An 11,083-nucleotide genomic window follows, 5' to 3' on the forward strand; every position below is an offset into this window, starting at 1 on the left:
CTCCGCGAATGTCCCCCGGCCTGCGGCCTCCTCCTTGATTTCGCTGCGGGAAGCACCCAGTGTCCTGCGCACTGGACGCGCTGCAGGTGCTCGCCGATCAACGACTGCACTGCCCAACGCTCACGTCGATGGGGTGCCTTGCGCAGCGAAATTAAGGGGGAGGCCGCAGGCCGGAGGACATTCGCGGAGCAAGGTGCCGCGTCGGCGTGAGCGTCGCCCTGAACCAACCCTTCAGTCCGCCCCCGCCCGCCACACCCGCGCCAATGCCGCCAGCTTTCCCCTGAAACTCAGCCGGTCATTCGACAGCGCATCGATGAAGTCCGACAGCCGCTGCGACTTCACCATCGTGTAGATCGTGAGCCAGGTGGTGAACACGAACACCACGCCGAACCAGATCGCCTTGCGCCACAGCGGCGCGTCGGCTTCGGCCAGCAGGTTCATGCCGAGGAAGCCGGTGGTGACGGTGCCGATGAGGCCGAACAGCGTGACCACCGTGAGCCGCACCACGGTGCTGGCCTGCCGGCGCAGGCTGTCGGCATCGAGGTAGGTGTTCATGTCGGCGATGCGCGCCTTGACCTCGTCGTACAGCGGGTCGAGGCCGAGGTGCGCGGCGCACATGTGCGAGAGCGCGCGCACCTGCGCCTGCTCCGAAATCTCGTGGAACCAGTAGCGGTGCGTGAAGCGAAGAAAGCGCTCGAAGCTCGCGCGGATGGCGCGCTTGAACTGCTTCACGCTCGGCGTGCTGCGGATGTCGAGCTTCTTCAGTGCCTCGACCAGCTGGTCCGAGAACATCAGCAGCGAGGCCTTCTGGAAATGCGCGATGAGGAACAGCAGGAAGTGCTGGTGCCTGAACTGCGCGAGCACGCCGCGGTCGCGGCAGCAGAAGAACTCGGAGCGCGCGTCGCCCACCACGATGAGCGCGTGGCCGTTGCACAGGTAGCGCGTGTTGGGCGCCGCGCCCGTGTTCACCCAGAAGCGGTCGTAGCAGTACTTGTGCTCGAAGTCGGCCAGGTGATGCTCGGCATAGGGCAGGTGGGCGTCGGCCCCGCCCGCGCCGGTGACGAGCGCGAGCCGCACGAAGTCGTCGCGCGTGAGGCGGCGCGGGTCGTCCAGCGACAGGTACGCCATCACCGGCATGCGGTAGTACTCGATCTGGCGGTAGCGCAGCACGCCGGGGTCGTCCGAATGGTCACTCACCAGCGGCTGCATCAGGTAGGCCCAGTGCGCCGCGATGCGCGGTGCACGGTGCTGGGCCACGTGCGACAGGAAGGCGTCGCGCTGCTGCGCGTCGGAGGCGGCGAGCACGCGGCCGTCGGCGTCCAGCCATTCGACGCTGGCCATGCAGTGCAGGGCGGCGCCGTCGGGCTCCCAGCCCGAGGGGTAGGCGCGGCCGAAGCGGTAGAGGATGTCCTGCGCCTGCGCCAGGCTCAGGTGGTCGGTGCCGACCTCGAGGTTGAGCAGCACCACGTCGATGTCGAAGAAGAAGTACAGGTCGCAGTGAATCACGTCGAGGGTGATAGGCGCCTCACCGGGGTGCGCCACCAGCCGCACGGCCGCGATGTCGCGGCGGCGGAACACGCGCATCGGCGAATCGCCGTCGCTGCCTGCGGCGTCGGTGCTGCCGCGCGATCGGCCTTCGCCGTACAGGAAGCGCTGCACGTACGGCAGGAAGCTCACGAACTCGTTGTAGTGGCGCTCGTGGAAGCGGCCGCTCTCGCCGGTGTATTCGTCGACCTCTTCGCGCCAGGGCGAGGCCTCGCCCAGGTCGCGCAGCACATGCCAGGGGCCGTGGTGCGTGGGCGCCGCGCCGGGCGCCGGCACGAGGCGCAAGGGCCAGAGCAGCGCCTGCCGGAAATGCTGCACGACGGGGCCGGCGGCCGAGGTGCCTGCCGGGGAAGAAGTGGGGTCCGCGTGGGGGTTCGGCATCGCGCCAGTGTAGGCAGGCGGGTAGGGCAAAACGCCCACCTAGGGGAATCCCTAGCTAGGCCTGAAACCGGTTTCATTTAAGCTGCAAGCATTCCTTTCAGGGTCTGCGCACGGCCTGGCCGTGCACGCTCCGCCATGAACTACCAGTTCCAATTCGACGCCGTCTTTGCCGCCTGGCCGCTGCTGCTCAAGGGCACGTGGATCACGGTGCAGCTCTCGCTCACCGCCACCTTGCTGGGGCTGGTGGTGGCCATCTTCTGCGCCTGGGGCAAGACCTCGGGGCCGGGCTGGCTGCGTTTCATCGTCAATGCCTACATCGAGGTGATCCGCAACACGCCGTTCCTCGTGCAGCTGTTTTTCTTCTTCTTCGCGCTGCCGGCCATCGGCCTGCGCTGGTCGCCGCAGACGGCCGCGCTGGTGGCGATGGTGGTGAACCTGGGCGCCTACGCCACGGAAATCATCCGCGCGGGCATCGAGTCGATCCCCAAGGGCCAGATCGAGGCGGGCCGCGCGCTCAACCTCAAGCCCTGGGAAATCTTCCGCTTCGTGATCATCAAGCCCGCGCTGAAGGCGATCTACCCGGCGCTCACGAGCCAGTTCATTTTGTTGATGCTGAGCTCGGCCGTGGTGTCGGTCATCTCGGCCGACGACCTGACCTCGGTGGCCGCCAACCTGCAGTCGCAGACCTTCCGCAGCTTCGAGATCTACATCGTGGTCGCGGCCATCTACCTCGCGCTGGCACTGGCTTTTTCGGCCATGTTCAAGCTGATCTACAAGCGCACGCTCAACTACCCGGACCGCCGGTAACTGACTGACCACGACGGACGGAGCACACACCATGCGCACCTTCGGTTTTCCCGAATTCCTTTTCATCCTCGAAGCCGCCCAGTGGACGCTGGCGCTGTCGGCCATCGCCTTCGTCGGCGGCGCGATCCTGGGGCTGCTCATCGCGCTGATGCGCACGTCGGAATCGACGTGGGCGCGCGCCGTGTCGACCACCTTCATCCAGATCTTCCAGGGCACGCCGCTGCTGCTGCAGCTGTTCCTGGTGTTCTTCGGCGCGCCGGTGCTGGGGCTGGACATCAACCCGTGGGTGGCCGCGGGCGTGGCGCTGGTGCTGAACAGCGCGGCCTTCCTGGGCGAGATCTGGCGCGGCTGCATCCAGGCCATTCCGCGCGGCCAGTGGGAGGCGGCGCAGGCGCTGAACCTGCACTACGTGGCGCGCATGCGCGACGTGGTGCTGCCGCAGGCCTTCAAGATCGCGCTGGCGCCCACGGTGGGCTACCTGGTGCAGATCATCAAGGGCACGTCGCTCGCGGCCATCATCGGTTTCGTCGAGGTCACGCGCGCCGGGCAGATCGTCAATAACGCCACCTTCCAGCCGCTCATCGTGTTCTCGGTGGTGGCCGCCATCTACTTCGTGATCTGCTGGCCGCTGTCATTGCTGGCGGCGCGCATGGAGCGCAAGCGCGCCCAGGCGCTCGCACGTTGACCCTTTTCGCTTTTCCTTTCTCGTCGCTTCCTTTCTTTATTCAGGAGACACATCCAATGACCGTTACCACCACCCGCCGCGCTGCCATCGCAGCCCTGGGCCTCGGCGCCGCGCTGACCGTGTTCGCTCCCTTCGCTTCGGCGCAAAGCGTGGCCGACATCAAGAAGAAGGGCGAGATCACCATCGGCATGCTGGTCGACTTCCCGCCCTACGGCACCACCGACGCCAAGAACCAGCCCGACGGCTACGACGCCGACGTGGCCAAGCTGCTGGCCAAGGACTGGGGCGTCAAGGCCAACATCGTGCCGGTGACCGGACCGAACCGCATTCCGTTCCTCTTGACCAACAAGGTCGACCTGCTGGTGGCTTCGCTGGCCGTGACGCCCGAGCGTGCCAAGCAGGTGCAGTTCTCGCAGCCCTACGCGGCCGCGACCATCGTGCTGTACGGCGCGACCAAGACCTCGATCAAGGCCGCAGGCGACCTGAAGGGCCTGCGCGTGGGCGTGGCCCGCGCATCGACGCAAGACGTGGCCGTGACCAAGGCCGCGCCCGAAGGCACCGAGATCCGCCGCTTCGACGACGACGCCTCGGCCATGCAGGCGCTGATCTCGGGCCAGGTCGATGCGATCGGCTGCTCGGTCACGGTGGCGGCGCAGATCGCCAAGCGCGTGCCGGCCAACACCTTCGAAAACAAGTTCACGCTGGTGCAGCAGTCGATGGGCATCGCGATGCGCCCCGGCCAGGAAGAACTCACCAAGGCCGTGAATGCCTTCGTGCAGAAGAACACCGCCAACGGCGAGCTGAACAAGCTCTATCAAAAGTGGCTGCAGGCCGACCTGCCCAAGATGCAGTGAGCCCCCGCGGCTGAAGAAGAAGGAATCCTGGCATGACGACGGAATCGATCATCCGCATGGAAGCGGTCAACAAGTGGTACGGTGAATTCCAGGTGTTGACCGGCATCGACCTGTCGGTACGCCAGGGCGAGCGCATCGTGATCTGCGGGCCCTCGGGCTCGGGCAAGTCCACGCTCATCCGCTGCATCAACCGGCTCGAGACGGTGCAAAAGGGCCGCATCGTGGTCGATGGCATCGACCTCACCGCGGGCGGCAAGAACGTGGACGCGGTGCGCGCCGAAGTCGGCATGGTGTTCCAGCAGTTCAACCTGTTCCCGCACCTCACCATCCTGGAGAACTGCACGCTGGCGCCGATGCGCTCGCGCGGCATGACCAAGGCCCAGGCGGAAGAGGTGGCCATGAAGTACCTCACGCGCGTGCGCATTCCCGAGCAGGCGAAGAAGTACCCGAGCCAGCTCTCGGGCGGCCAGCAGCAGCGCGTGGCCATTGCGCGCGCGCTGTGCATGTCGCCCAAGATCATGCTGTTCGACGAGCCCACCTCCGCGCTCGACCCCGAGATGGTCAAGGAAGTGCTCGACACCATGATCGGCCTGGCCGAAGACGGCATGACCATGCTGTGCGTCACGCACGAAATGGGCTTTGCCCGCAGCGTGGCCGACCGCGTGATCTTCATGGCCGACGGCAAGATCGTCGAGCAGGCGCCGCCGCAGGAGTTCTTCGGCAACCCCAAGGACGAGCGCACGCGCCAGTTCCTCGGGCAAATCCTCAGCTCGCACCAAGCCCACTGATGGCCTTCGAAGTCCTGATTTCTCTGTCGTCCTTCGGTGCGGCCGAGGTGGGGCGGCACGGCCAGCTCTGGTGCTCGCAACTCTCGCGCGCGGCCGGTGCCGATTCGGTGGAAGTGCGTGGCGAGATGCTGCGTGATGCCGATGCGGAACTGCCCGCGCTGAACGGTCTTGCTTCCGTGTACTCCAGCCCCGAAGGCCTGTGGGCCGAAGGCGGCTGGCTCGACAGCGCCGCGCTGCAACGCGGCATCGCCGCCGCCACGCGCGTGGGCGCGAAGCGGCTCAAGATGGCCATCGGCGATTTCCAGCCCTCGTCGCACGGCTCGCTCTGGGGCCTGAAGGTGGCGCTGGCCGAGACCCGCGTCGAGCTGCTGATCGAAAACGACCAGACGGTGCGCGCCGGCACGCTGGCCGCGCTGCAGACCTTCTTCGACGTGGCCGACCGCGCCGGCGTGCCGCTCGGAATGACCTTCGATATGGGCAACTGGCACTGGCTCGGCGAGTGCCCGCTGCAGGCCGCGCAGGCGCTCGGCCACCGCGTGCGCTACGTGCATTGCAAGGGCGCGCAGCGCCTGCCGCACAAGTGGGTGGCGGTGCCGCTGGGCGACTCGGTCGCGCCGTGGCGCGCGGTGCTGCGCGCACTGCCGGCCGATGTGCCCCACGCCATCGAATACCCTCTGGTGGGCGACGACCTGCTGGCCGTCACCCGTACGCAGATCGACTTCATCCGCGCCGCACGGGCGTAGGAACACACACATGACGCAACCCACCGCCTTCGACGTCGCGCTGTTCGGCGAAGCCATGCTGCTGCTCGTGGCCGATCGGCCCGGCCCGCTGGAAGACGCAGAGGCGTTCCACAAGCGCACCGCCGGTGCCGAGACCAACGTGGCCATCGGCCTGTCGCGCCTGGGCCTGAAGGTCGGCTGGGCCAGCCGCCTGGGCACCGACTCCATGGGCCGCGCGCTGCTGGCCGCGATGCGTGCCGAAGGCATCGATTGCTCGCACGTGATCACTGACGCGACACAGCGCACCGGCTTCCAGTTCAAGGGACGCGTCACCGACGGCAGCGACCCGCCGATCGAATACCACCGCAAGGGCTCGGCCGCCAGCCACATGGGTCCGGCCGATGTCGACGAAGCCTGGCTGCGCTCGGCGCGCCATCTGCACGCCACCGGCGTGTTCGCCGCCATCTCCGAGACCAGCCTGCAGGCCGCGCTCAAGTCGATGGACGTGATGCGCGCGGCCGGCCGCACCATCTCGTTCGACACCAACCTGCGGCCCACGCTGTGGTCGTCCACCGAGACGATGCGCCACTGGGTGAACGAACTCGCCTCGCGCGCCGACTGGGTGCTGCCCGGCATCGAAGAGGGCCTGCTGCTCACGGGTCACGACAAGCCCGAAGACGTGGCGAAGTTCTACCGCGAGCGCGGCGCGAAGCTGGTCGTCGTCAAGCTCGGCGCTGCGGGTGCTTACTACGACAGCGACGTGGCCGGCACCGGCCATGTCGACGGCTTCCCGGTGAAGGAAGTGATCGACACCGTGGGCGCGGGCGATGGCTTTGCCGCCGGCGTGGTGAGCGCATTGCTCGAAGGCCGCAGCGTGCCCGACGCGGTGCGCCGCGGCGCCTGGATCGGCGCGCGCGCCGTGCAGGTGCTCGGCGACACCGAAGGCCTGCCGACGCGGGCGCAACTCGAAGAAGCGGGACTGTGATGACCAAGAAGAATGTGCTGGTGTTCCGGGCCCTGCCCGAAGACCAGCTGGCGCGGCTGCAGGCGGTGCACCACGTCACCGTGGCCGATCCGCGCAAGGCGCCCGAGGCCTTTGCCGCCGCGCTTGCCACTGCGCACGGGCTGATCGGTTCGAGCTATAACGTCGACGCTGCGCTGCTGGATGCGGCGCCGCAGCTCGAAGTGATTTCGAGCGTGTCGGTCGGCGTTGACAACTATCCATTGGCCGAGCTGCACAAGCGCCACATCGTGCTGTGCCACACGCCCGACGTGCTCACCGAGACGGTGGCCGACACGGTGTTCGCGATCCTCATGGCCACGCAGCGCCGCGTCGTCGAGCTGTCGACGATGGTGCGCGAAGGCCGCTGGACCAAGAACATCGGCGAGGAATTCTTCGGCACCGACGTGCACGGCAAGACGCTGGGCATCCTCGGCTTCGGCCGCATCGGCCAGGCCGTGGCGCGCCGTGCCGCGCTGGGCTTCGGCATGCCGGTTCTCTATCACTCGCGCCGCCCGGTCGACCTGGCCGCGCAGGCGCCCGAGCTGCAAGGCCGCGCCACGCACACGCCGCTCGATGATTTGCTCGCGCGCGCCGACATCGTGCTCGCGATGCTGCCGCTGACCGACGCCACGCGCGGCATGATCGACGCCGCCTTCTTCGCGCGCATGAAGCCGGGCGCGTCGTTCATCAACGGCGGCCGTGGCGCCACCGTGAACGAAGCCGCGCTGCTCGACGCGCTCGACCACGGCACCTTGCGCGCAGCAGGGCTCGACGTGTTCGCGAAGGAGCCGCTGCCGGCCGAATCGCCGCTGCGCACGCACCCGCGCGTCACGCCGCTGCCGCACATCGGCTCGGCCACGCACGAGACGCGCCACGCGATGGCCGAGCTGGCCACGACCAACCTGCTGCAGGTGCTGGCCGGCCAAAAGCCCACGGCACCCTACGACACCGCCGCCGCCTGACATGAAGCCCACAGGCCGCGCCACCATCGCCGACGTCGCCGAAGCCGCGGGCGTCTCCAAGGCCACCGTCTCGCGCTTTCTGAACCACCGCGAGCGCCTGCTGAGCCCCGACATCGCCGCGCGCGTCGAGGCCGCCATCGCCAAGCTGGCGTACTCGCCCAGCCCGATGGCGCAGGCGCTGAGCCACGGCCGCTCGCGGCTCATCGGCCTGATCGTGGCCGACATCACCAACCCGTACTCCGTGGCCGTGCTGCGCGGCGCCGAGAAGGCCTGCCAGGACGCCGGCTACCTCGTGATGCTGTTCAACCTGGGCAACGAGAGCGAACGCGAGCGCGAGGCCATCAATGCGCTCGCGGGCTACCAGGTCGACGGCTTCATCCTCAACACGCTGGGGCGCGGCAGCAACGTGGTCGATGCGGTCACGCTGCACGGCAAGCCGGCCGTGCTGGTCGACCGCCGGCACACGGGCATGCACACCGACTTCGTCTCGCTCGACAACCACGCGGCGATGCGCGACACCTGCGGCCACCTGGTCGAGGGCGGTTACCGCGAGCTGCTGTACGTCACCGAGCCGCAGAAGGGCGTGAGCTCGCGGCGCGAGCGCACGGCCGCCTTCGGGGCCTGCGTGGCCGCGCACGAGCCGCGCGTGGCGGGCGAAGTCTTCGAATCGGTCGAGGGCGAGAACGACGCGCTCGACGAGGCCTTGCGCGCGCTGCGCCAGCGGGCCAAACGTGGCCGGCGCGCGGCGGTGGTCGCAGGCAATGCCGTGGTCACGCTGCGCGTGGCGCAGGCCATGGCGCGGCTCGACTGGCGCTTCGGCGCCGACCTGGGTTTCGTGGGCTTCGACGATCCCGAATGGGCCTCGCTCATCGGGCCGGGCCTGAGCACCGTGGCGCAGCCGACCGACGAGATCGGCCGCGCGGCGGCCACCTGCCTCATCGAGCGCCTGCGCGGGCTCGACGCGGCGCCGCGTCAGCTGCTGCTGCCGGGCGAACTCATGGTGCGAGGCTCATCGACGGCACTGCCGTAGCGGATGCCGCGAAGGAGGCGGGCCCGCGCATCCAGCCGGCCGCGCGCTCCGCGATCATGATCGTCGGCGCGTTGGTGTTGCCGCCGATCAGCGTCGGCATCACCGAGGCATCGACCACGCGCAGGCCCGCGATGCCGTGCACGCGCAGCTGCGGATCGACCACCGCCATCGCATCGACGCCCATCTTGCAGGTGCCCACCGGGTGGTAGATGGTGTCGGCGCGCGCGCGGATGTGCTGCTCGAGCTGCGCGTCGGTGTGGGCGTCGGCGGTGTAGACCTCGCGGTGACGGTATTTTTCGAGTGCGGGCGCGCGCATGATCTCGCGCGTTTTCTTCACGCCCTGCAGCAGCAGCGCCATGTCTTCCGGGTCGGCCAGGAAGCGCGGGTCGATGCGCGGCGCCGAGTCGGGGCTGGCGTCGTTCAGCCGCACATCGCCCCGGCCCTTGGGGCGCAGCACGCACACGTGGCACGAGAAGCCGAAGCCCGCATGCAGCTTGCGCGCATGGTCGTCGGTGATCGCGATCACGAAGTGCAGCTGCAGGTCGGGCCGGCGCAATTCGGGCGACGACTTGATGAAGGCGCCGCCTTCCGCGAACGGCGTGGCGACCAGGCCCGTGCCGTCGCGGCGCCACTGGCCGATGGCCTTCAGCAGGTGCAGCCCGCCGACCGGGCCGATGCCGAACATGTCGGTCTGCTTGGACTTGTAGGCGACGATGAAGTCGCAGTGGTCCTGCAGGTTCTGCCCCACGCCGCGCAGCGCATGTCGCACTTCGATGCCGTGGCGCGCGAGCTCGTCGGGGTCGCCGACGCCCGAGAGCATCAGCAGCTGCGGCGAGTTGAAGGCGCCGCCGCACAGCGCCACCTCGCGGCGCGCGCGAATGGTTTCGACGTTGCCGCCGCGCCGCACCTCGACGCCCACCGCGCGCCGGTCTTCGAGCACCACGCGCAGGGCCTGCGTGCCGGTCATCACCGAGAGGTTGGGGCGCTGGTCCATCACCGGGTGCAGGTAGGCCGCGGCGGCCGAGCAGCGCTCGCCGTTCTTCGCGCCGCCGTGGAACTGCGTCACCTGGTAGAGCCCTGCGCCTTCCTGCTCGGGACCGTTGAAGTCGTCGTTGCGCGCAATGCCGCACTCGGCGGCAGCGCGCACGAAGGCCTCGGTGATGGCGCGCGGGCTTTGCTGCTCCGATACCTGCAGCGGCCCGTCGGCGCCGTGCAGCGCGCTGGAGCCGCGCTGGTTGCCTTCGGTGCGCAGGAAGTGCGGCAGCACCTCGTCGAAGCTCCAGCCGGCGCAGCCTGAACGCGCCCAGTCGTCGTAGTCCTCGCGGTGGCCGCGCACGTAGAGCATGGCGTTGATCGCGCTGGAGCCGCCCAGGCAGCGCCCGCGCGGCTGGTAGCCGCGCCGCCCGTTCAGGCCGGGCTGCGGCACGGTCTGGTAGGCGTAGTTGTTGATGCGCGGACGGCCCGGCAGCATCGCCACCACGGCGGCCGGCGCCCGCACGAGGATGCCGCGGCCGTCGCCGCCGGCCTCGATGAGGCAGACCGTCACCGATGGGTCCTCGCTCAGGCGCGAGGCCAGCGTGGCGCCGCCCGAGCCGCCGCCCACGATCACGTAGTCGAATTCCGCCATGGCATCTGTCCTTCTTGTCGTTGGATGTTGGGGGCGCCGAGGCGCCGATGCGTGCACCGGCATTGTGGCCAGCGACCCCGGGTTCGGGCCCAGCGGGTTTCCCCTGCCGTGAGCGCACCCCGGGGCTTTACTGCGGCTTCACCCAGCGGACAAATTGCAACGCGCCGCCCGTGGCCCAATGCGCCTTCGGAGCGGCCGACCCGCCGCCCGCCATTCCACGCTCTGCCCATGCACCTGCTTTCAGACGCGACGATATTCACCGAGGTCCGCTTCTGGGCGCTGGTGCTGTGCTCGCTGGTGCTGCCCGCCGCGATCTTCGTCACGCTGTTCGTGCGGCGCGAGTTCTCCAAGACCACCGTGCTGGCCTTCGGCCTGCTCCTGATCGCGCTGGCGGGCGCGGACATCTTCCTGCTGCGCGCGCTGGCGCGGCTGGCGCAGGCCACGCCCTCGCTGGCGGACGACCTCGTCTTCTCGTCGGAGCTGTCGATCGCGCTGTACATCTTTCCGGCGGCGTTCGGCACCATCGGGCTGAACATGGTCTCGCATGTGCTCATGCACTACCTCAAGCAGAAGGAAGCGCGCTTCGAGGCCCACCGGCAGGCACCGCCGTCGGCACTGCCAGGGCGCCGAGGTTCGCGCGTGCTGCGCCACCGTCGCGCGGCACCGCGCGCGTCGCCCC

At 68.9% G+C, this 11,083-nt stretch carries 11 protein-coding genes; 9 read left to right on the plus strand and 2 right to left on the minus strand.

Annotated elements, in window-relative coordinates; genetic code table 11:
• Positions 1–231: 231 nt before the first annotated feature.
• Positions 232–1,926, minus strand: coding sequence for a magnesium transporter CorA family protein (locus VBO01S_RS13190; protein ID WP_062474759.1), 1,695 nt, complete (start codon positions 1,924–1,926; stop codon positions 232–234).
• A 135-nt stretch (positions 1,927–2,061) separates the two neighbouring features.
• Here VBO01S_RS13190 and VBO01S_RS13195 point away from each other — a divergent pair, with 135 nt between their 5' ends.
• Genes VBO01S_RS13195 through VBO01S_RS13230 form a run of 8 tightly spaced genes read left to right on the plus strand, consistent with a single transcriptional unit; the run spans position 2,062 to position 8,777 of the window.
• Positions 2,062–2,733 (plus strand): amino acid ABC transporter permease, encoded by a 672-nt coding sequence (locus VBO01S_RS13195; protein WP_062474717.1) that lies wholly within the window; start codon positions 2,062–2,064, stop codon positions 2,731–2,733.
• Between the two features lie 31 nt (positions 2,734–2,764).
• Entirely contained in the window at positions 2,765–3,418 is a 654-nt protein-coding gene (locus tag VBO01S_RS13200) for an amino acid ABC transporter permease (RefSeq protein ID WP_062474720.1), read from the plus strand.
• A gap of 56 nt (positions 3,419–3,474) precedes the next feature.
• The gene (locus VBO01S_RS13205) at positions 3,475–4,272 is read left to right on the plus strand and encodes a transporter substrate-binding domain-containing protein (protein ID WP_062474723.1); all 798 of its coding nucleotides are present in this window, start codon (positions 3,475–3,477) and stop codon (positions 4,270–4,272) included.
• A 32-nt stretch (positions 4,273–4,304) separates the two neighbouring features.
• The gene (locus VBO01S_RS13210) at positions 4,305–5,060 is read left to right on the plus strand and encodes an amino acid ABC transporter ATP-binding protein (protein ID WP_056583293.1); all 756 of its coding nucleotides are present in this window, start codon (positions 4,305–4,307) and stop codon (positions 5,058–5,060) included.
• Positions 5,060–5,803: a sugar phosphate isomerase/epimerase family protein gene (locus tag VBO01S_RS13215; RefSeq protein ID WP_062474727.1), complete on the plus strand. Its 744-nt coding sequence runs from the start codon at positions 5,060–5,062 to the stop codon at positions 5,801–5,803. Before VBO01S_RS13210 ends, VBO01S_RS13215 begins: the two co-directional genes overlap by 1 nt.
• A gap of 10 nt (positions 5,804–5,813) precedes the next feature.
• A complete protein-coding gene (locus tag VBO01S_RS13220; RefSeq protein WP_062474731.1) occupies positions 5,814–6,767 on the plus strand; it encodes a sugar kinase in 954 nt (317 codons plus the stop codon).
• Entirely contained in the window at positions 6,767–7,747 is a 981-nt protein-coding gene (locus VBO01S_RS13225) for a 2-hydroxyacid dehydrogenase (protein ID WP_062474734.1), read from the plus strand. Before VBO01S_RS13220 ends, VBO01S_RS13225 begins: the two co-directional genes overlap by 1 nt.
• A gap of 1 nt (position 7,748) precedes the next feature.
• On the plus strand, positions 7,749–8,777 hold the full coding sequence (locus tag VBO01S_RS13230; RefSeq protein WP_062474737.1) for a LacI family DNA-binding transcriptional regulator: 1,029 nt from the start codon (positions 7,749–7,751) through the stop codon (positions 8,775–8,777).
• Here the strand turns inward: VBO01S_RS13230 and VBO01S_RS13235 are convergent.
• Positions 8,743–10,404 (minus strand): GMC family oxidoreductase, encoded by a 1,662-nt coding sequence (locus VBO01S_RS13235; protein ID WP_062474741.1) that lies wholly within the window; start codon positions 10,402–10,404, stop codon positions 8,743–8,745. The genes VBO01S_RS13230 and VBO01S_RS13235 overlap by 35 nt on opposite strands.
• Positions 10,405–10,632: 228 nt before the next feature.
• Between VBO01S_RS13235 and VBO01S_RS13240 the strand changes: the two genes are divergently transcribed.
• Positions 10,633–11,083, plus strand: a 451-nt coding sequence (locus VBO01S_RS13240) for a hypothetical protein (RefSeq protein ID WP_255221114.1), incomplete at its 3' end; no start/stop codon positions are given.

Origin of the sequence: Variovorax boronicumulans NBRC 103145 (genome assembly GCF_001591345.1) — a bacterium.
Classification (GTDB): domain Bacteria; phylum Pseudomonadota; class Gammaproteobacteria; order Burkholderiales; family Burkholderiaceae_C; genus Variovorax; species Variovorax boronicumulans.

Coding starts and splice junctions, on each gene's coding strand:
- VBO01S_RS13190 (WP_062474759.1), bottom strand. CDS start 1,926: ATGCCGAACCCCCACGCGGACCCCACTTCTTCCCCGGCAGGCACCTCG.
- VBO01S_RS13195 (WP_062474717.1), top strand. CDS start 2,062: ATGAACTACCAGTTCCAATTCGACGCCGTCTTTGCCGCCTGGCCGCTG.
- VBO01S_RS13200 (WP_062474720.1), top strand. CDS start 2,765: ATGCGCACCTTCGGTTTTCCCGAATTCCTTTTCATCCTCGAAGCCGCC.
- VBO01S_RS13205 (WP_062474723.1), top strand. CDS start 3,475: ATGACCGTTACCACCACCCGCCGCGCTGCCATCGCAGCCCTGGGCCTC.
- VBO01S_RS13210 (WP_056583293.1), top strand. CDS start 4,305: ATGACGACGGAATCGATCATCCGCATGGAAGCGGTCAACAAGTGGTAC.
- VBO01S_RS13215 (WP_062474727.1), top strand. CDS start 5,060: ATGGCCTTCGAAGTCCTGATTTCTCTGTCGTCCTTCGGTGCGGCCGAG.
- VBO01S_RS13220 (WP_062474731.1), top strand. CDS start 5,814: ATGACGCAACCCACCGCCTTCGACGTCGCGCTGTTCGGCGAAGCCATG.
- VBO01S_RS13225 (WP_062474734.1), top strand. CDS start 6,767: ATGACCAAGAAGAATGTGCTGGTGTTCCGGGCCCTGCCCGAAGACCAG.
- VBO01S_RS13230 (WP_062474737.1), top strand. CDS start 7,749: ATGAAGCCCACAGGCCGCGCCACCATCGCCGACGTCGCCGAAGCCGCG.
- VBO01S_RS13235 (WP_062474741.1), bottom strand. CDS start 10,404: ATGGCGGAATTCGACTACGTGATCGTGGGCGGCGGCTCGGGCGGCGCC.